Source organism: Vibrio tasmaniensis, assembly GCF_024347635.1.
In the GTDB taxonomy this organism is placed as follows: domain Bacteria; phylum Pseudomonadota; class Gammaproteobacteria; order Enterobacterales; family Vibrionaceae; genus Vibrio; species Vibrio tasmaniensis.
This window is the reverse complement of record NZ_AP025511.1, coordinates 386,992-406,862: the sequence shown is the minus strand read 5'-3', so window position 1 is coordinate 406,862 and position 19,871 is coordinate 386,992. Positions and strand designations below refer to the sequence as shown.

Annotated in this window: 14 protein-coding genes; 5 read left to right on the top strand and 9 right to left on the bottom strand. The window is 43.6% G+C overall.

What is annotated here, in order from left to right; translation table 11 throughout:
• Positions 1-130: 130 nt before the first annotated feature.
• From OCV44_RS16205 to luxM, 6 genes are all read right to left on the bottom strand, one after another.
• A complete protein-coding gene (locus OCV44_RS16205) occupies positions 131-472 on the bottom strand; it encodes a hypothetical protein (protein ID WP_139684308.1) in 342 nt (113 codons plus the stop codon).
• A 118-nt stretch (positions 473-590) separates the two neighbouring features.
• On the bottom strand, positions 591-1,379 hold the full coding sequence (locus tag OCV44_RS16200; RefSeq protein WP_139684309.1) for a phytanoyl-CoA dioxygenase family protein: 789 nt from the start codon (positions 1,377-1,379) through the stop codon (positions 591-593).
• Between the two features lie 184 nt (positions 1,380-1,563).
• The gene (locus tag OCV44_RS16195) at positions 1,564-2,445 is read right to left on the bottom strand and encodes a DMT family transporter (RefSeq protein ID WP_139684310.1); all 882 of its coding nucleotides are present in this window, start codon (positions 2,443-2,445) and stop codon (positions 1,564-1,566) included.
• 142 nt (positions 2,446-2,587) lie between these two features.
• A complete protein-coding gene (locus OCV44_RS16190; RefSeq protein ID WP_139684311.1) occupies positions 2,588-3,919 on the bottom strand; it encodes an MFS transporter in 1,332 nt (443 codons plus the stop codon).
• A gap of 329 nt (positions 3,920-4,248) precedes the next feature.
• Positions 4,249-6,918: a quorum-sensing autoinducer 1 sensor kinase/phosphatase LuxN gene (gene luxN / locus OCV44_RS16185; protein ID WP_139684312.1), complete on the bottom strand. Its 2,670-nt coding sequence runs from the start codon at positions 6,916-6,918 to the stop codon at positions 4,249-4,251.
• Complete coding sequence (gene luxM, locus OCV44_RS16180; RefSeq protein WP_139684313.1) at positions 6,915-8,102, bottom strand: acyl-homoserine-lactone synthase LuxM; 1,188 nt, start codon at positions 8,100-8,102, stop codon at positions 6,915-6,917. Before luxM ends, luxN begins: the two co-directional genes overlap by 4 nt.
• A gap of 424 nt (positions 8,103-8,526) precedes the next feature.
• Between luxM and OCV44_RS16175 the strand changes: the two genes are divergently transcribed.
• Complete coding sequence (locus OCV44_RS16175) at positions 8,527-8,928, top strand: cystatin family protein (protein WP_139684314.1); 402 nt, start codon at positions 8,527-8,529, stop codon at positions 8,926-8,928.
• A 132-nt stretch (positions 8,929-9,060) separates the two neighbouring features.
• Here OCV44_RS16175 and OCV44_RS16170 read toward each other — a convergent pair whose 3' ends face one another.
• Positions 9,061-9,654 carry a hypothetical protein gene (locus OCV44_RS16170; RefSeq protein WP_139684315.1) on the bottom strand — a complete coding sequence of 198 codons (594 nt, stop codon included), beginning with the start codon at positions 9,652-9,654 and terminating at the stop codon, positions 9,061-9,063.
• A gap of 253 nt (positions 9,655-9,907) precedes the next feature.
• Entirely contained in the window at positions 9,908-11,506 is a 1,599-nt protein-coding gene (locus OCV44_RS16165; RefSeq protein WP_139684316.1) for an isocitrate lyase, read from the bottom strand.
• A 130-nt stretch (positions 11,507-11,636) separates the two neighbouring features.
• Between OCV44_RS16165 and OCV44_RS16160 the strand changes: the two genes are divergently transcribed.
• Both OCV44_RS16160 and OCV44_RS16155 read left to right on the top strand, forming a co-directional pair.
• Positions 11,637-12,590, top strand: coding sequence for a LysR family transcriptional regulator (locus OCV44_RS16160; RefSeq protein WP_086050633.1), 954 nt, complete (start codon positions 11,637-11,639; stop codon positions 12,588-12,590).
• A 117-nt stretch (positions 12,591-12,707) separates the two neighbouring features.
• Positions 12,708-14,891: a malate synthase G gene (locus tag OCV44_RS16155; RefSeq protein ID WP_139684317.1), complete on the top strand. Its 2,184-nt coding sequence runs from the start codon at positions 12,708-12,710 to the stop codon at positions 14,889-14,891.
• Between the two features lie 225 nt (positions 14,892-15,116).
• On the opposite strand, the gene OCV44_RS16150 is transcribed toward OCV44_RS16155, so the two are convergent.
• Positions 15,117-16,544 (bottom strand): NAD-dependent succinate-semialdehyde dehydrogenase, encoded by a 1,428-nt coding sequence (locus OCV44_RS16150; protein ID WP_139684318.1) that lies wholly within the window; start codon positions 16,542-16,544, stop codon positions 15,117-15,119.
• Between the two features lie 468 nt (positions 16,545-17,012).
• Between OCV44_RS16150 and OCV44_RS16145 the strand changes: the two genes are divergently transcribed.
• Positions 17,013-17,588: an aldolase/citrate lyase/malate synthase family protein gene (locus OCV44_RS16145; RefSeq protein ID WP_139684319.1), complete on the top strand. Its 576-nt coding sequence runs from the start codon at positions 17,013-17,015 to the stop codon at positions 17,586-17,588.
• Positions 17,589-18,082: 494 nt separating this feature from the next.
• The gene (locus OCV44_RS16140; RefSeq protein ID WP_139684320.1) at positions 18,083-19,690 is read left to right on the top strand and encodes a BCCT family transporter; all 1,608 of its coding nucleotides are present in this window, start codon (positions 18,083-18,085) and stop codon (positions 19,688-19,690) included.
• The last annotated feature ends 181 nt before the right edge of the window (positions 19,691-19,871 follow it).

The window sequence follows — 19,871 nt, the reverse complement described above, 5'->3', positions numbered from 1 at the left end:
GATGATCAGATCATGAAACCTAAAAATAGTTCAAAAAAAATCCCTAAGCGTGGCTTAGGGATTTGTGTATAAGAGACAGCCATGTGGAGCCTTTGTATCAAGTCTTTGACGTAGCAGTGAAACTCCGCGATCAAAAGCCATAGCTTTGTTTTATTGGGTCGCAGATTAGTTTATATTTTTCGTCCGCTGCTTCTTTGCCTGCAAATTCTAACATTGCTTCTGAATACCCCATTGCAGTACCGAATTCTTCCATTATATAAGGGTCTTCTTTGACACTCACAGTGCGGTCTTTCGATAGTTCGACAATAAACTTGGCGTAGTCTTGATCTTTATCTAGGCCTGCCGCCCAACCAAAGCAGTGCGCAGCATCTTGTTTAGGGAATTCATTAAAATCTTCACCATTGACTTCTGCGAAAGCGGTACCTGCAAAAAGTGCTGTAAGTAGCGAAATGCTAGTAATTAATTTTTTCATATTGCTTATCTCGAATATTGAATATGAAGCTATCTTATTGCGACCGCCATGAACAAAGTGTGAACATATTCGTTATTATTTTCAAGACACGTGACTTTTATACAACTGTTTTAACCGCTTACGAGCACTGCATCGATTTTAAGTGTAGCGTGTTCATAAACAGCCTTGGATCAGCAATATTGCTCAACATGGCTGGTGTTGGTAAACAATCGTCATCAACGTAGTCGACATAGTCTGCCGCCGAATCGAAGATCAAAATATCCAAAGCCAAACGATCCAAGCCATATCGGCCTCGGTGGATCATATCCGCTGAAAACACCAATAAGTCACCGGCAGCTAATGGTATCTGCTTACCGCCAGAGATGTCATCACTGCTCACTTTGCCATTTTCTTCTTGGCGAACATTGTACTCTTCTTCGTTGTCCCAGCGCTTGTGTGTGCCAGGGATAAGCTCCATACCGGGTTCATCAAATAGAGGGACACGCAGGTGCAGAACCTGAGTTTCCATGATGACTTTCATCTGGTCATCAATGTCATAGTCATATTGACAGTCACGATGCCAGAAGTCTTTTTGTTGCGGGTTTACCGGGTTGAAGAACAGCTGCGTATTCATGAATGCCGGTTTGTTCGGAATCACCGCATCAACCACATCCATCACTTGTTTTGAGCTGATGAAGTCGAATAGCACGCTTCTATCGTCGGTAGGCAAATACTCGCTTCCCGTAATTAGAGACGAGTTAAAAGCTTCTTCTTGATAGAACTCTTCGTTGTCTGCTTTCCATGACTCATGGAATTTCAGTACGACTTTCCTAAGCGATGCTACCTGAGCTTCATCGAAATAATTTCTGATAACAAAGTAACCATGTTCATCGTAACGGTCACTTAATTGTTGGCTGCTTTCTACCACTGATTACCTTCTTAATTCTTTACCGTGCAATAACCACAGATTTCTTGGGCGCATAATGCCAGACACTCGTGATTCAACCAAGTAACTAGTGATCTATAAAAAGGCGCGTTACAGCTAAAAAGGTACGGATTTACTAGATCTATAGGCAATGTCTAGCGATTCAGTTTGTAGTTACATTACTCGCTTATTGCCACATCACTAGTACAGCGGCGATAGAAAGTAAGATGAGCGCAAGAATGTCTTTGCGCGCGATGCTTTGCCCTAACCAGAAATAGGATATCAACACCATGAAGATCACTTCGACTTGCCCGAGTGTCTTTACGTACGGTACGGCTTGAAGTGACATTGCGCTAAACCAACCAAGAGAACCAATCACACTCGCTAGGCTTGTCATGATCACCAGTTTCGACTTCGTGAATATCTGGCGCAACGTGTCGCGTTCTCTGAAAAAGAGATACGTACAGATGATCACGGTCTGAAGGGAAATAACTAGGAACAGCACCCATGCAGCACTATGAGGAAAGGGCAGTCCGATGCTCAAGCTTGCTTCACGTACCCAAAGAGACGTTAAAGCAAAAGCAGTGCTACACGCCATACCTAACAAAAACACTTTTGGAGACAAGCTTCGCCAGCCTGAAGAGCTACTCATGATTAGCACGCCAAATGTGCCAATAAGCACTCCGATCCAACCTGTTAGTGTCAAAGCAGTACCAAAAAACAATACGGATAGTACAGCCGATACGGGAGCTTCACATTTGGCCAGTCCGGCTCCTATCGCATAGTTTTCGAGCTTAAATAGCATCACCATCAAGCCTGTTGCGAGGATCTGCATAATCGCTGCGGCAACGATGTAAAAACCAAACTCACCGGAAAAATCAGGCGTGGTTACTGGCTGCCATTGGTATAGTGCGCAGAGATAAATAAGTGCGATTGGGCCAGCCCAAATAAAGCGAGCTAACGTCACGCCAGCCACACTCATTGTGCCCGCTAGTTTACTTTGAAATGCATTGCGCCAAGATTGGCTGAAGGCTGCGAGAAGAGTAAAGGCTATCCAACTAAAAGACATGACGCTTCCATGTGTTATGTAATTTTATGATTATACTAACAAAAAACAACATGATAAGAAGCGACATGGTCTATTTATAACCAGAGGCTCATCTTTACTCCTGATTCGTCATCACTATGCTCTTCAAAGATCGACGCTTTCTTCAAAAGATAGGATCCTTCTTGTTTTTGAAATAGAACAGCGCGCTGATCGAAACGAACAATAAGGCGAAGTAATAACAGAAAGAAGATAGCGATGCTAAGAAGGCGAGGTTTTGCTCTATTTCTTGCGAGGTGTAATTATTGGATACCAACTTGTAGTAGTAAGCATACAAAATACCGATCAGCCCGTATCCGAGGTTGAACATCAAACCTTTGAAGCTAAGAACCGTGGCGCGGTTATGTGACTCGGTCTTTTTGTTTAAGTGGTAACTGATGAAAATGTTCATCGTCATGATGATAAAGATCAGCACCAACGCAGGAAGTACGCCATAAATCGACCAACCTAAACTGATCCAATAGTAGGTCGCGATACTTGCTAACCCCATGACCAAAACAAAGGTTTTAGGCTCGATGCTTTCTGCCAATCTACGGCTTTGCCCTGCAAGGATGATTTTAAGTAAACTGATTCCCGCACCGATAAAACCGAAATAGATAATTGGAATATCGATGGCCAGATAGTATTGGCTGTTCATGGTTAAGAACATTCGTGAGGTGTGTTCGAAAAGGCTGTAGTAGAGCAAAATGAATAACACGTAAGGCGTAGCAAGTACCCACTTACCTGTGTCAGCCGTTAATTTAAGGCTGGCGATGGTGGTTGCCAATTTGGTTTGGTCACTTGGCATCACCTTTTTCTCTTCGCGCATGTTAACTGCAGCATAAATGGCGATCATCGCAACAAACAGGGTAGCGAAAACAGGGATGCGCATCAGGTCTTTGGTGCTTTCTGGTTCGCCTAATCCGAGGAAATGAAAGATGTTTGCCATAAAGCTTACATCGTACATCGCCGCACCAATCAAGGTAACAAATATACCGACGGTTGAGGCGACACGAAGTTGGATTTGCAGGACTCGCGGCCACAGCTCTTCATTGCCTTGTTCTTTTAAGGTGTCGTAAGCCAATGCCTCGTCGGCGCCGCTGGCCAGTGCCATCGCTAAGCCACTGAGAATTCGGTTAACCAGAAACACAATGAAGACTAGATTGGCATCTCCGGTCGGCACAAGAGCGATCATGGCGATCTCAATGAACATCACAATCGAAGACAGCACCACCAGTTTCTTGCGGCCTAAGGTATCGGCGAATGCGCCAGACGGTACTTCAGCAAGCACAATGGTGGCAGCCCACACTACATTGAGCATCGCGAATTGAGATAGGGTTAGCCCGTAATCTAAATAAAGTAGGGTAAAAATAGGGTAATAAAAACGCGCAAAGTAGCTGCTTCTGAACATTAAGAAGTAGCGGACATTGGGAATTTTCAGGATTTCTTTGAGCGTCATGATAATTTCAGTACTTTAAATAACACATTATTATGTATAAACCGTTTTACCTTATAAATCATGGAATTGTTTCACGAGTTAAACAAGGTATAACTCATCTACTTATCTGAACGTTCAAGGTTATTGTTCTAAAAATTAATCAATTAGAGTCAATGCCGGTCAAGTGAATACTTAGATACTGTAGAGTTATAGAGCCAATGACTCCAATGCAAAACTCCCTATCAAGAAGTACTCTTGACAGGAGTTTTGATTAACTACTGTATTGCTCTGCTGATATCACTGGTTTAATCGTGAAGATCGGATGATGAGTGATATTACGGTGTTTAATACTAATTCTCTGTTTCCTTAGAAGCGTTAGACGTTGCGTCTTTTCTCAACCAACTATCAAGCACGTCTTGCAGCGCATCCAATGAGGTTGGCTTCTCTAAGCGGCCGTCCATCAACTTACTGATCATGTCGAGTTCACGTTGTCCTGATTCACCAGACAAAGCAATAATTGGTGTTTGAGGTGAGCGTGCCTTAATGATCAAGCTTGCGTCAAAACCATTCATTATCGGCATTTGTACGTCCATTAAGACCAAATCAACTTTGTGTGTTCTGAACAACTCGACGGCATTTTCCCCGTTTTTGGCTTGCAAACTGTTAACGCCCAATCGGTTCAAATACATCTGAACAAGTGTGCGCTGTACTTCTTTGTCATCAACAATAAGTACCGTTGGTGCAAGATGGCTTGATGCTGGTTGATTTTCGGCTTGCGAGCGTTCTGTTTGTTTACTTTCTGTTAGCGTACTTTCTGTTAGGGTACTTGCCGGTTCAGGTTCTATATCACCGCTTGGAGTTTGGTTCTCTGGTTTTACATCAGCTTCGGCTTTATCTTCCCTCGATTGGTTGTGTTTCCAACCGTTGAAATAAGGCGTACGCAGCGTCTCCGCTTTTGGAGCATTAGGTACAATAGGGAAGTACAGGTGAAACTCAGTAAATTCACCAAGTTTGGAATGGCATTCTACTCTGCCACCAAATGAACGCATCACTCGTTGACAATAACCCAGTCCTAAGCCGCTACCACCGCTTTTTTGGAAAGAGAAAAAGTCATCAAAGACCTTATGAACAATGGTTTCGTCAATGCCGGGGCCAGTATCACGGAATGTGAGGATGTTCTCGTAAGGCCCAGTTTTGGTGCTGATCTCAATTTGGCTGTCTGGGTAAGAATCAAAGTAATAGATTGCATTTCGTATCAGGTTGAAAATGACGAAGTTGAATAGGGTTTCATTCAGCTTTGCCACAAAATCAGCGTGTTGCGGTAAACGAATGCGTTCAATGATCTTTTCATTTTCAAAGCCATAATGACTTACGGCTTGATCCACGGCTTTATGAATAGAGGTCATCGTTACAGGGCCGTGTTCTGGGGTGTTGTCACTGACTTCTCGCAAGATGATGTCAATCAGTTGTCGTCCGCGTTGAATTGCTGCTTGGCCATTCTCAATGTCAGTCAAGATTTGTTGAGTTGGTACTTGATTATCAATGTGCTGCTTTAACACCTCAAAATACAGCTGTACTTGAGCGAGTGGGTTACGCATCTCATGAGCGATTGAGTTAGCCAGAGCACGACTTTGGCGAATACGCCTGTCGGCTTCGATTGTGCTTTGTACTCTAGTTAACAAGGTTTGCAGTGCCGAAATCTCTTCATTAGAGAACATACGATTGTTGCTTTTGTGCGATGATACTAGCAAGTGTGTGACTGATTTTTTGTGTCCAAATAGTGGCATTACCAACGCGGTGTTGTTCGAACTCATCTTGTCATAAAGTGCTTTTAGTGACCGCTTAGCTGGCTGAGTATAATCGAGTTTTTCAGAAAGCTCATCGAACACTAGAACGGAGTCTTTGCTAGATAGGTAATCTTCGTAGAAGGTTTCGTTATAATTGCTGTTAACTAGTCGAAGCTTGTCTTCTGGGATTTGCAGTTGGCTACCTAAACGGCGCATGGCATCGTCAATCGACAACTTGAAGTCTTCTTCTAATGCGAGGATTTGTTGTACTGGTGTCTTTTTGTTTCTGAATACAAGTAATGAGGAGTAAGGACTTACACGTTTGTAGATTTGACTCCATGCGACACCGATAATCGCGCAGATAGGTATCGCTAATAACCATTGGTTGCTGTTAGTTATTGGAATAAATACAGTACCAAGAGGTATCACCAATATTGTACATACCAGAAGCACATTAAGGCTTATGTATGTAAGGTATTTAAAACTGTAGAAGCGAGAGGTCAGTAGAGCATAACCTACAAATAACATCTCACTGAGCGATAAGGCAGGGGGAAGCCAAGTGAGCGAGAAATCACGTAGGAAATAGGCAACGCCAATGTGAATCGTTGCGGTGGATAGCATGAACACCAAGATGCCCGTAATCATGTAGTTCGTTTTGGCTAATGTTAGCTTGCTGCCATTGGTACGCATGGTCACTAGATTAACCAGTGTCAGGGCAATCAAGCTGATTACCCCCATAAAAAAGTATGGTGTGTGTGGACCGAACTCGATCATGAATTGGCTTGGTGCCGTGATGGTGACATCTTCTACCGTTAACCCTGGGGTCAAATTGATATAGAAGGAGTAGATCGCCAGACTAGCGAGAATGGCTTGTTGCCACCTATAGACTTTACCATTGCGATTTTCGGCCGCGAGCTGACATGAAAAGTAATACGCAAAGGCAAAAGCAAGGAAAGAGCTGAGGTTGGCCAACTTTGCTGCGAATATGGCTGTTGTGGAGCCAAGTTCCGGCAAAAAGTCGGTATGGAAGTAGGCATTGCTACTGATCCACGTAATAATACAGACGGAATATGCGATGTAAGGTACATGGTGTGTCCCCACTATCGCTTCGTTCTTTTGTTTAAGGCGATAACAATAGTAGAACAGCCACATTACAACAACAGCGACCGTTGCAAGCAGAGTGATGGCTTTAGCATAGAATATCGCCTCTAGCCCAAGATCAAACGTCTTCATATTATTTGCCACGCTGTATTTTTATTTTCACGGAGGCACCGTCTATAGTCTCGAAAGTTGACATGATTGAATGCCTTCAACATCAGTTCAATATTCCATAACCCGCGGTAAGTCAGTAAGTTCGTTTCGTTCAAGTCACAAGACCCTAGCGGCAAGTATGCTTGTGGTTCGATAGCCTTGTAAAAATCGAGTATCAAAGGTTGATCTATAATGGTGAAACCAATTTTATAGCCCGCTTGATGTAACAAGTTGAGCATCTCTTTTTGAGCAAGATAAAGAAAGTAGATTTTTTGTTGAATATTTCCACTCACGGTTAGGCGTAGTATTTCACATACAGCTTGCATTTCGGCTAATTGTAATTGGAACTTATTATCGAACTCTGGAATAGAGTCACACTTTGATAGGGCCGGCGGAGTAAAAATATGTAGCTCTGCCAGTCCCTCATAGCCACGTCTGGATAAACTGTACTTCCATTTGTCGTTACAGAAAGGGGGGGCGTAGCTTAGCCAAGTTTCATTTTTTGACCAATCTTGAATTAGGGCTGAAGAGACTAGGGTTGGAAAGGCTTCATCTGTTGGGTGTTTGAGTAGAATAAAGTGCTTACCTGTTTGTGATAAGTGGAGTAAAGGTAGCATCTCATACCACTTCTCACCTTTAATAAAAACCTCAAGGTTGCTTAAAGCAATAGCATCGCTGATTGGTACTCCTTGAGGGCAAGTTGGCGTTTGTACTATGAGTTGACTATTTTCTATTTGGTCAATGATCACACCATAGTAAGCACTATCTTTAATGGGCAGATCCATAGGATAAGGGGCATGGGTGCTTAATGGTAATTTTGCTTTGATTGCGGAAATTTCACATTCACACCAAAAGTCCAACCAATGTATATAGCATTGTCCTACCGCTTCCTCTAAGAGAGTAACCTTTGCGGATAAGGTATTTGGATAGCGCTGAATCAGATCGCGGTAGTCCATCGCTTCAAACATTACTGAGTCGCTTTTTGTTTGATGTTCAGGGAAAAGCAATTCTATTTGGCTTCGACGGTGTTCTGCCACTGTTTTGAAAAGAGCCGTACGCTGTTGCGGTTGATAAGTGTGGAGTACGAGTTCAACCAGAGCTTGTTGTTTTTTTTCGATAGGCAGGCTGCTAGCCAACAGTGAACCTAAAGACGACATTAATTCCATGTAGTGAACCGCCTAAGTTTAACCAATTATTTTTATGTGACTTGTACCCGTTTATGAGAGGTGTATCTATGGCTGATGTTTGAGAGTCGTTACTTTATAAAGTTACTCTAACTTTTTGTGCATTTAGTTTCTCAAAAACAAGCTGCATTTCAGAGTGAAATCTTACTACTTGTACTTATCCTAAACAACATGGTTTCGCCATTTTTTAATCAATTCATGAACCCCTAAATTAGTTTATTCTCAAATACTTACTTGGCTGCTTATTGTCCGGCTTTGTTTTTCTGACAGTGCTCTGTATTTATAGAGTAGTTACACCAGAATCTCTGATGAAGTAATGACATTTTAGGTTTAAGCTTGCCTACATATGAAACATCATTACGAGTGATCTCTCGTAAATGACTGAATCAACAATGTAGGAGGATTCATGAAAAAAGTACGATTAACATCATTACTTGGATTAGCAACCGTGTTTAGTGTTGCTGTGTTAGCAGGATGCAGTCAGGAGTCTGATGTTCCTGCTAAACCACAAGAGAAAGCGAATCCGATCTGTAGCACTAAAAACCTGACGGGTGGTTGGTCGCAAAGCGCTATCACACCAGAAGCTAAGCAAGCTTTAGATGTGGTTCTTGGACAAATGAATACTTCAGCTGAGCTAAAGCAGATTCTGAGTGTGCGAACTCAGGTTGTCGCGGGTTTGAATTACGCTATTGAGTTTGAAATGGATAATGGTGAAGTGTGGAATACCATCGTTTACCGTTCTCTACAAGGTGACATCGAAATGACGCAACCTGCACAAAAAGGTCGCTTGTGTCCGTTGATTAACTAGTCCATTGATTTACATGTCTATTGATCAACTAACCCATTGATTAACGAGCATGTAAATAACGTCACACTTAAAAATGGCTCCTAGATTAGGAGCCATTTTTCATTCTGAATATTGCTTACGTAATGAACTTTATTAACTGGTTAGTTCCGGCTCTGACAGCTCTGGTTCATAAAGCTCTTGCACACAAGCACGGCTGATGTCTTCATCAATGTAGGCCATTCCAAGTTTATTGAGATAGTCCATACGATCCGCAGTGCGCAGTTCGATATCGGGGCCTGCAATGTTGTGGGCTTGATAAATTTCAGTGAGATGAGCCATGAATTGCTCACCAACACTCATCATTAACAGGCTCATTGCGCCAACGTCAGGCCTTACTTTGGCTTGTTGTTTTTCAGATAGATTGACTGCTAATACGATAGGGCGCTCTTCACCCTCAAAACGAGTGCTGCGCTCGCGAATGGTTTGCTGAGCCCAGTAATAGGCCAGTTCTTTACTTTGAGTTAAGAAGACGGGTTCAACGGATTCTGTGTAGTTATTGCCAATCGTTGCCATGGTTTTTGAAGCTGCTTCATTGAGTGCTTTGTCTCCTGAACGTTTCAGCCCTTGGCCTTGGATTGAAGCAAGCAGGGCTGAGGATGTGCCGTGATACCAAGTATTACCCGTCGCGAAACCATTTTCTGACAGCAGTGTTTTTGCATCTTGTAGGTGTGTCGGTATTGAAGTCATAGGCACTCTCAAAAAAATAAGAATCTCAACAAATAGGAATATGAACAAATATGTATACAGTTAGCTTAAACAGAAGTTGTTCGGTTAACCGTGGTGTGGAACACAAATCTGAGGCTTTGAGATAAAGCCGGCAGTACAAGCTTTATCTCAAAGCCTTCCCCCGGATCTTACCTAAGTAAGAGAGAAGGGCGGGGGAGGCTTTAGTTCTAGCGATTAATCAAAAGTTCTAGCGACTAATCAAGAGTGTTAGCGATTAATCAAATTGGTTAGACGTATTCGCTTCACCTGCTGCTTTTAGTGCGTTCTCACCAGCAAAGTACTCTTTGTGGTCATCACCCATGTCTGAACCAGACATGTTTTGGTGTTTAACACATGCGATACCTTGGCGAATCTCTTTACGTTGAACATTCGCAACGTAACCCAACATGCCTTGGTCACCGAAGTACTCTTTCGCAAGGTTGTCAGTAGACAGCGCCGCAGTGTGGTAAGTCGGCAGAGTAATTAAGTGGTGGAAAATACCCGCTTCACGTGATGCATCTGCTTGGAATGTACGGATCTTCTCGTCAGCGCTTGCAGATAGTTCAGTTTCATCGTATTCCGCGCTCATTAGGCTTGCACGGTCGTAAGCGGAAACATCTTTACCTTCTGCTGCCATCGCATCGTATGCTTGTTGACGGAAGTTTAGCGTCCAGTTGAATGATGGAGAGTTGTTGTAAACCAGTTTCGCGTTAGGGTGTACTTCACGTACGCCGTCCATCATCTCTTTGATTTGACCAATGTGTGGTTTCTCAGTCTCAATCCAAAGTAGGTCAGCACCCGCGTTGATTGCTTCAATACAGTCGAACACACAGCGATCTTCACCAGTACCTTCGCGGAATTGGTATAAGCCTGAAGGTAGACGCTTAGGTCGAACTAGCTTGCCATCACGGTTGAAGCAAACATCGCCTTCAGCCATATCAGCAACATCAATCTCTTCAACATCTAGGTATGAGTTGTAGATGTCACCTTGATCGCCCGGCTCTTTCACTACCGCGATTTCTTTTGTTAGGCCAGCACCTTGTGAATCGGTACGAGCAACGATGATGCCGTTGTCGATGCCTAGTTCAAGGAAAGCGTAACGAAGTGCGCGAAGTTTTGCGTGGAAATCAGCATGAGGAACCGTTACTTTGCCGTCTTGGTGACCACATTGCTTCTCATCGGCTACTTGGTTTTCAATCTGTAGACAACACGCGCCCGCTTCAATCATCTGCTTAGCCATTAGGTAGGTCGCTTCTGCGTTACCGAAACCCGCATCGATATCGGCAATGATTGGCACCACGTGTGTAACGTGATTGTCGATTTTGTCTTGGATACGGTCTTGTAGGTTTACATCGCCCGCTTCACGAGCTGCATCTAGTTCACGGAATAAACCACCTAGTTCACGAGCATCTGCTTGGCGTAGGAAGGTGTATAGCTCTTCTACTAGGCCAGCAACCGAGGTTTTCTCATGCATAGATTGGTCTGGAAGTGGACCAAAATCAGAGCGAAGTGCTGCCACCATCCAACCAGAAAGGTATAGGTAACGACGGTCTGTTTTGCCATCAAAGTGCTTCTTAATCGAAATCAGCTTTTGTTGGCCGATGAAACCATGCCAGCAGCCCAGAGACTGAGTGTATTGAGAGCTGTCTTCATCGTAAGCCGCCATATCCGCACGCATGATATCTGCAGTGTATTGCGCGATATCCAGACCTGTTTTGAATTTGTTTTGAGCTCGCATACGAGCAGCAGATTCAGGGTTAATTGTATCCCATGGTGCACCTGCAGCGCTTTTTGCAACTTCAATCTTTTCGATATCTTGTGTAATTTGCGACATAACTATTCCTTAGTTTCACGTGGGGTATGGTTGCCAAATTGGCTTGGATTAAAACTTTGCTATGGACAAATAATAACCATGCATGTGATAATTTTGTTAATTTATAGTTATTATATTCGGTATTTTTCTTATGAATATTGCTCGTATAGACCTTAATTTACTTGTGTATTTAGACATGTTGCTACGTGAAAGAAACGTTACAAGAGCAGCACATCAATTAGGCATTACTCAGCCAGCCATGAGTAATGGCCTTCGCCGATTACGAGATCTGTTTGAAGACCCACTACTGGTGAGAACAAGCGAAGGGATGATACCGACCGAACGCGCACATAAGTTGCAGCCACTGATTAGAAACATCTTGGCGAATGTAGAAAAGACACTGCAGCCGACCACGGAATTTAATGCCGAAGACAGTGAACGCGTGTTTCGTATCATGGCGAGTGACTATGCAGAGTCGACCATTATTCAGCCTTTATTGAAAAAACTGAGCGAGATAGCACCGAAGATACGACTGGATATCATGACGCCAAGTGACGTGAGTTATCAGGATGTAGAGCAAGGTACTGTTGATATAATTATCAACCGATTTGACGATATTCCTCAGTCGTTTCATCAGATGAGCCTTTGGCACGACGGGTTTTCTTGTCTATTTAGTTGTGACAACCCAATCGCCGACAATTTCGAACTTTTGTCTTATCTAAAGGCGCAACATATCTGGGTAAGTAAGACAGGAATGGGGACTGGAGTTGGGATCAACCCAAGTGAAGCACAAAAGCTCGGTTGGATAGATGAAGCATTAATGCGCATTGGTAAAACGCGCAATATCACGGTGTTTACTCGACACTACTTGTCGGCGATTCTTTTCGCACAACAAAAGAATCTGATCCTTACTATTCCTACCAAAGCGGCTCAACTGCAGCGCAATAACCCTAGATTGTTGATCAAGCCTGCGCCATTTGCGATTGAACCCTTTGAGGTGAAGATGGCATGGAGTCCATTGCTACAAACCAATCCAGACCATCAGTGGATGCGTCGTTTGATTAAAAGTGTCGCTAATGAAATCGAGAGTGGAGTGACGGAATAACACAATTTGTAGGGTATTTTTTGTGTGAATATCCAATATAACTGGCATAAATTAGCTAAATTTATGTCGGTTGCGTAGATTTATTGAGTAGTCATCAGTTAGCTTGAGAGAGATTTTATGAGCAGTCGTATTCAACAGGGAAGCTTGAACATTGATAGCACCCTCTACCAATTAATTAATGAGCAGGTAATTCCTGGAACGGGCATTATCGCCGAGGACTTTTGGCAATCTTTTGCAGCCATCCTTGTTGACTTGGCTCCCAAGAACCGCGCATTGCTTATTAAGCGTGAAGACCTTCAACATCAAATTGATGTTTGGCACCAAGAGCGTGCAGGCCAGACTCTGGATGCGGCTGAGTACAAGCAGTTCTTACAACAGATTGGCTACCTAGTTCCTGAGGGCGATGACTTTCAAGTAACGACCGCCAGCGTTGAGCCTGAAATTGCAACACAAGCGGGGCCACAGCTTGTAGTACCAATTATGAATGCACGTTTTGCACTTAACGCAGCCAACGCGCGTTGGGGTAGTTTATACGATGCGCTCTACGGCACCGATGTCATCAGTGAAAGTGACGGCGCGGAAAAGGGTGGAAGTTTTAACCCAGTACGTGGCGCAAAAGTAGTGACTTATGCGCGTGAGTTCCTTGATGATGCAGCACCATTAAATGGCGTTTCTCATAAAGACGTGACCAAATACAGCATCAGCAATGTCAGCATTGGCAATACATTGACAGCGACCTTAGATAACGGCGAAGAAGTCACCCTGATTGATCGTAACCAGTTCATTGGTTATCAAGGTGATGCGAGTGCACCTTCAAGCATTCTGCTGAAACATAATAATTTGCATATCGAAATTCAAATTGATCCGAGCGCACCAATTGGCAGCGTTGATGTGGCTGGTATTAAAGACGTGCTGGTGGAATCGGCTCTCACCACCATTATGGATTGCGAAGATTCGGTAGCTGCGGTTGATGGTGAAGATAAAGCACTGGCTTATCGTAACTGGTTAGGTTTGATGAAAGGTGATCTACAAGAATCACTAGAGAAAAACGGCAAAACCATTGTTCGTAGCTTGAATCCAGATCGCCAATACACCAGTGTGACGGGTGGTGAGATTTCACTTAAAGGTCGTAGCATGTTGTTCATCCGCAATGTGGGCCACCTAATGACTAACCCTGCCATTATTGATGCTGACGGTAACGAAGTTCCTGAAGGCATTATGGATGGCATGATCACCTCGCTCATCGCAATGCACGATTTGAAAGGCAATAGCGCTTACCAAAACTCGACTGCGAACAGCATCAATATTGTAAAACCTAAGATGCATGGTCCTGAAGAAGTCGCGTTCACCAATGAATTGTTTGGCCGCATTGAAGATGCATTAGGGTTAGATCGATTCACGATCAAAGTTGGCATCATGGACGAAGAGCGTCGTACTTCAGTTAACCTTAAAGAATGTATTCGAGCGGCTAAAGATCGTGTTGTGTTCATCAACACAGGTTTCTTAGATCGAACGGGTGATGAAATTCACACCAGCATGGAAGCGGGACCATTTGCTCCTAAAACACAACTGAAAACCATGACTTGGATTGGCGCATACGAAGATCAGAACGTTGATCTTGGCTTAGCTTGTGGCCTGCAAGGTAAAGCCCAGATTGGTAAAGGTATGTGGCCAGAGCCAGACAATATGGCGAAGATGATGGACGCGAAAATCGGACATCCTCAAGCGGGTGCTAATACCGCTTGGGTTCCTTCTCCAACTGCCGCGACGTTGCATGCGCTGCATTATCACAAGGTGAGTGTACCAAGCCGTCAGAAAGAGCTTCGTGAGCGAGTGAGAGCGAATGTCGACGATATCCTGACTATTCCGCTATTAGGTAATCAAAAGCTGACCGCTCAAGATATCCAAAACGAATTGGATAACAACACGCAAGGTATTCTTGGTTACGTGGTTCGTTGGATTGACCAAGGCGTTGGCTGCTCGAAGGTGCCAGATATTAACGATGTAGGTTTGATGGAAGATCGTGCGACATTGCGTATTTCGAGTCAACACATTGCTAACTGGTTACGCCACGGCATTTGCGATGAAGCCCAAGTAATGAAAACCATGAAGCGCATGGCCGCAGTGGTTGATGAGCAAAACGCAGGTGATTCTAGCTACCGCAATATGGCGCCAGATTTTGAAAACAGCATTGCTTTCTCAGCGGCTTGCCAGCTGGTATTCGAAGGCTGCGCTCAACCGAGTGGTTACACTGAGCCAGTGCTGCACGCGATGCGTCTAAAACTGAAAGCACAGGAATAGCGAAGCAACCCAATAACAAAAACAGAGAATGTAAAATACTAAAAAAAAGAAACCCCTTTTAACCGAGCCCAAGGTGCCGCGCTTTTATAGCGCGGCTTTTTTTTGAATTTTTTTAGTGTGCGGGGAAACGGAGTAGATAGGTGTTAGTAGGGCTATTCGATGTTTAAGCTTGCTGATGTCTAAGAGTCAGGCTTAGTTACGCCAAAGCCTAGTTACTACTAAAACCTAATCACTACCAAAACATAAGTACTTAATATCCATGTACTCATCGATGCCTTCTTTAGCGCCTTCACGGCCAATACCTGATTGTTTAACCCCGCCGAAAGGCGCGACTTCGGTTGAGATTAGGCCATCATTTATGCCGACCATACCGTACTCAAGTGCTTCCGCGATGTTCCATACTCGATGAATGTTCTGACTGTAGAAGTACGACGCCAAACCGTAAATAGTGTCGTTTGCCATTTCAATAAGCTCTTCGTCAGTTTCGAATTTCATGACAGGAGCGACAGGACCAAAGATCTCTTGCTGAACAATGTCCATGCTGTGTTTCACATTTTTAAGAATGACAGGCTGAAGGAAAAGCCCATCAAGATCTTTCATTGGAGTGACAGGTGTAGCACCTTGCTCAATCGCTCGGTCTATTAATGCTCTGATGTTGTTCTTAGCATTCTGACTGATAACAGGACCAACGGTGACATCTTCATCTAAACCGTTGCCAACCTTAAGCTGTTGAACTGCTTGATCGAATTTAGCGACAAACTCATCGTGTACCTTGCTATGAACGTAGAATCGGTTTGCACAGACACAAGTTTGACCAGCATTACGGAATTTAGAAGCCATTGCACCTTGAACGGCTGCATCGATGTCGGCATCGTCAAAAACAATAAATGGTGCGTTGCCGCCAAGTTCCATTGAGGTGCGTTTGATACCTTTTGCAGCCTGAGCCATCAAGATACTTCCAACGCGGGTAGATCCTGTAAAAGAGATCTTTTTGATCAGTGGATGTGATGTGAAAAGTTCACCAATCTGTTCAGGGCTATCACCGAGTACGACTTTAAGTAGATCTTTTGGAATACCTGCTTGATAAGCCAGTTCAACTACAGCAAATGCAGAAAGCGGTGTCTCATCTGAAGGTTTTACTACAAAGCTACAACCAGCAGCTAGGGCAGGTGCTGCTTTACGAGTGATCATTGCAATAGGGAAGTTCCATGGCGTAATCGCACACGTAACTCCAATAGGCTGCTTGATGGTCACCAAGCGTTTTCCTGCAACCGTGCTAGGGATGGAATCACCGTAAGTACGCTTCGCTTCTTCTGCAAACCACTCAATAAAGCTAGCCCCATACACGACTTCGCCTGTCGCTTCCGCTAACGGCTTGCCCTGTTCAATCGTCATGATTCGAGCAAGATCATCCTTGTTTTCAAGGATCAGTTGGTGCCAACGGTGTAGTGATGCAGCACGAGATTTAGCAGGAGTTTTTGCCCACTCTTTCTGCGCAACATGCGCACGTTCGATAGCGCTGTCTAATTCTACCTTAGATGAAATAGGCGCATATCCAATAAGCTCACCCGTTGCTGGATTGGTGACTGCAACTGCATTATTCGCTTCTGTCACCATAAAAGAGAGTAACTGCTGATTCTTAATGTTTAGCATCGTGATTCCTTATTGATGATAGCTATTGCGTGTTGCTTATGTGTGGGTCGGTGAGAGCTAGAGTGACTTCGACCAGATGTTCATTGGTCGAAGCTTATGGTTACTATTCAATAATACAGTGTTTTTTTTGTTTTCAATACGAAAACACCTCCCCTTTTTCCTGAAATGATTACCATAGCGTGCGTTTTGACTGTGATTGAGTCGGTTATTACACAAATTCAAACAACACATAAAAGTACTCCTACTGAGCCCTCAACCCAGTTAGATAAAGGGCTTGGCCACGAAATTCCGGTTTGTGTAAAAAAGCAATTTAGTAAAATTAACACTGTGAAATTTTTGTTGTGAAATTGTTTGTGAAATACAAGTAGTATGAAATACATGGAAGCAACACAGTAAAGAACAATTTTGAAAAGGGTCAATCAGGATTTTTGACCTACATGAAATTCAAAGCCGTAAGAGGGAAAGATTATGAATATGCTGACACTAGACAAAACAGAACTTCACAGAAACCATTCAACATTTATTGCTGAAGCTGTCTTTGCCGTAGAAATGGTGAAAGCAGACAAGCAGCTCGAAAAACAGAAAATGGCGAAACAGTTGCTTGATACTCTATTTCCTCTTGAAGCTGGTTCACACGAAGACGCAGTGAGCTATGAGATCGACTACCGACATGTTCAGGTTTACTTCAAAAATGGCGAACATACTGGCCTAAAAAGAGCGAAGCACTTTGTTGCTTTCACGGGCGATAAGTCTAAGCCTTCTTCAATCCTATTTCGTGATGAAAGTGGTACACACGTTGAAGTGACAATCGGTGCTCGTAGAGGCACTGGTCACTTGGAGTTAGTTGATATTCAAGATATCCAGCTAGAGACATGCACCATGTTTAGCCAAACTGAAGCTAGCCGTTCTTCTTCTGGTATCCGTCATTGGGTGAGCCTAGTGAAAGGTGATGAAAGCGGCCGACCGAACGCATCAAGTGAAGATAAAGAGTTCACGGCAAAGAATGGCGAAGACTATAACCTAGGTTTTTGCTTCGCGATTTAATGTTCAGTCTTTGAAATATGCAGTCTCTGTGGCGAGAAGCGTTGCAAGATGTAGCACCAACATTTGAACACTGATTTCTCTTTTACCTTTGGTAATTTCCCCGTCCTATAGCGGGGCTTTTTTATTAGAGCTATAAACAAACTAGGTTGTTGTTAATATTATCTGTAGAAAGTTTGCATGAGATTTTATAGTGCATTGTTTTGGTTTAAGTGATTGTATTTAAGGTTGTTTATTTATTCGTGCTGTTCTTTTTTTATCGAGTTAACTATCGCGATTAACACTGGTTTGGATGACTATTGAGCTTAAACTCAGTCAAAATACTTTGAGCTGTGCTATAATACGCGCCTTGGGATTGAGCCAGTAAGTCCATTTATCACCAATCATTGTGATTTTTATCGCCTCTATTTAGGTGGTGCGGCGAGCCAATCAAGTAGTAATTGGATATGGAGAGCGTCCTTATATTCGTTGATTCGGATATGCGAACATCATAATTTATGAGTTTTAAATCAAAAAAATACAGTATTGATTCTACTGACTATCAAGTTGGTCAAGATAACGTCAGTAAATGGGGCATGGACGTCCATAACACAGTTTTCGTAGCCTCAGTCGGCTTATCTCTTCTCTTCATCATCACTCTTCTTGCTCTTCCTCCTGCAGACGCTAAAGCTGCTATTGATTCTATTAAGGGTGCTGTTTTATCAAAGTTTGACTTCCTATTTATGTGGGGAGCTAACATCATGCTAGCGTTTGCCGTTGTTCTTGCGTTTTCACCGTTGGGCAAGATTCGCCTAGGTGGTGAAGATGCGACGGCGGACTATTCCATGTCATCTTGGATTGCGATGTTATTCGCAGCAGGTATGGGTATTGGACTTATTTTTTGGGGTGTTGCAGAGCCAACCGCGTTCTTCACGAACTGGTTCGGAACGCCACTCGGTGCAGAACCTTTTACAGAAGCCGGCCGTGAACTGGCTCTCGGTGCGACACTGTTTCACTGGGGTTTTCATGCATGGGCTATCTATGGCATGACGGCACTTTGCCTCGCGTATTTTGTTTATAATAAAGGTTTACCGCTATCCATGCGTTCTGTGTTCTACCCAATTCTGGGTGAGCGAGTGTGGGGCAAAACCGGTGATGTGATCGATGTACTAACTGTACTGGTTACGCTGTTTGGTCTAGCGACTTCACTGGGTTTAGGTGGCACACAAGCAGCAAGTGGTATCAGCCACGTGTTTGGCTTGGAAAATAATATCTTCCTTCAGCAATCTATTATCGTTCTGATCATGGGCTTGGCGATCATCTCTGTTCTACGTGGTATGGACGGTGGCGTTAAGTTCCTAAGTAACTTGAACATGGTTATTGCGTTCGTATTCCTTGGTCTTATCGCTGTTCTGAACTTCACCACCGTGCTTGATTCTGTAGCGACGGCGGTGACGGGTTATGTGAATAACATCGTAGCGTTGAGCCAAAGTTCTGGCCGTGAAGACACAACATGGCTGCATGGCTGGACTGTGTTCTACTGGGCATGGTGGGTTGCGTATGCACCTTTCTTCGGTATGTTTGTAGCGCGTATTTCTAAAGGTCGTACGGTTCGTGAGTTTTTACTTTGCGTACTGATTATCCCAACATTGGTCACGTCGGCTTGGATGGCTATCTTCGGTGGCGTGGCTATCGAGCAAGTGATTAATCATGTAGGGCAACTTGGCCTTGACCAAGGTATTACAGATGTATCTCTAAGCTTGTTCTACATGCTAGATGCATACTCGTTCGGTAGCATTCTATCTGTTCTCGCAGTTGCGCTGATCATCGTGTTCTTCGTTACAACGCTAGACTCAGGCTCTATCGTTATCGATGGCATGACTGCGGGTGGTAAGCTTGAAGTTCCAGTGAAGCAGAAAGTGGTTTGGGCGGTTATCTCAGGTGCTATTGCAATGGTGATGCTGTGGATTGGCGGTACTCAATCTATCCAAGCTCTGCAATCGATCACGATTATTGCAGCACTACCGTTTACGATCATTCTTCTGATTGGTTGTTTCAGCTTGTTGAAAGGTCTACTGACTGAAGTAGATAAAGGACAAGAAAACGTTAGCGAAACCGCTAACTAAAGAACTCAAGCAGGGAGTTCGTGAATGACTCCTGACTAAGCGTGACTTCAAAGCTCTCTTGTACATTGTGCAAGGGAGCTTTTTTTATGCCTGAGAAGAAATCACAGGCAAGAAAAGAGATAAAAAAGAGCCAAAAGTGAATCGTCACTTATGGCTCTTTTTAGCTTTAGGGATTAGCTTT

Excerpts from the sequence above, each read along its gene's own strand:
- OCV44_RS16155 (WP_139684317.1), top strand. The coding sequence starts at position 12,708 with ATGAGCAGTCGTATTCAACAGGGAAGCTTGAACATTGATAGCACCCTC.
- OCV44_RS16150 (WP_139684318.1), bottom strand. The coding sequence starts at position 16,544 with ATGCTAAACATTAAGAATCAGCAGTTACTCTCTTTTATGGTGACAGAA.
- OCV44_RS16195 (WP_139684310.1), bottom strand. The coding sequence starts at position 2,445 with ATGTCTTTTAGTTGGATAGCCTTTACTCTTCTCGCAGCCTTCAGCCAA.
- OCV44_RS16190 (WP_139684311.1), bottom strand. The coding sequence starts at position 3,919 with ATGACGCTCAAAGAAATCCTGAAAATTCCCAATGTCCGCTACTTCTTA.
- OCV44_RS16165 (WP_139684316.1), bottom strand. The coding sequence starts at position 11,506 with ATGTCGCAAATTACACAAGATATCGAAAAGATTGAAGTTGCAAAAAGC.
- luxN (WP_139684312.1), bottom strand. The coding sequence starts at position 6,918 with ATGAAGACGTTTGATCTTGGGCTAGAGGCGATATTCTATGCTAAAGCC.
- luxM (WP_139684313.1), bottom strand. The coding sequence starts at position 8,102 with ATGGAATTAATGTCGTCTTTAGGTTCACTGTTGGCTAGCAGCCTGCCT.
- OCV44_RS16205 (WP_139684308.1), bottom strand. The coding sequence starts at position 472 with ATGAAAAAATTAATTACTAGCATTTCGCTACTTACAGCACTTTTTGCA.
- OCV44_RS16170 (WP_139684315.1), bottom strand. The coding sequence starts at position 9,654 with ATGACTTCAATACCGACACACCTACAAGATGCAAAAACACTGCTGTCA.
- OCV44_RS16140 (WP_139684320.1), top strand. The coding sequence starts at position 18,083 with ATGAGTTTTAAATCAAAAAAATACAGTATTGATTCTACTGACTATCAA.
- OCV44_RS16145 (WP_139684319.1), top strand. The coding sequence starts at position 17,013 with ATGAATATGCTGACACTAGACAAAACAGAACTTCACAGAAACCATTCA.
- OCV44_RS16175 (WP_139684314.1), top strand. The coding sequence starts at position 8,527 with ATGAAAAAAGTACGATTAACATCATTACTTGGATTAGCAACCGTGTTT.
- OCV44_RS16160 (WP_086050633.1), top strand. The coding sequence starts at position 11,637 with ATGAATATTGCTCGTATAGACCTTAATTTACTTGTGTATTTAGACATG.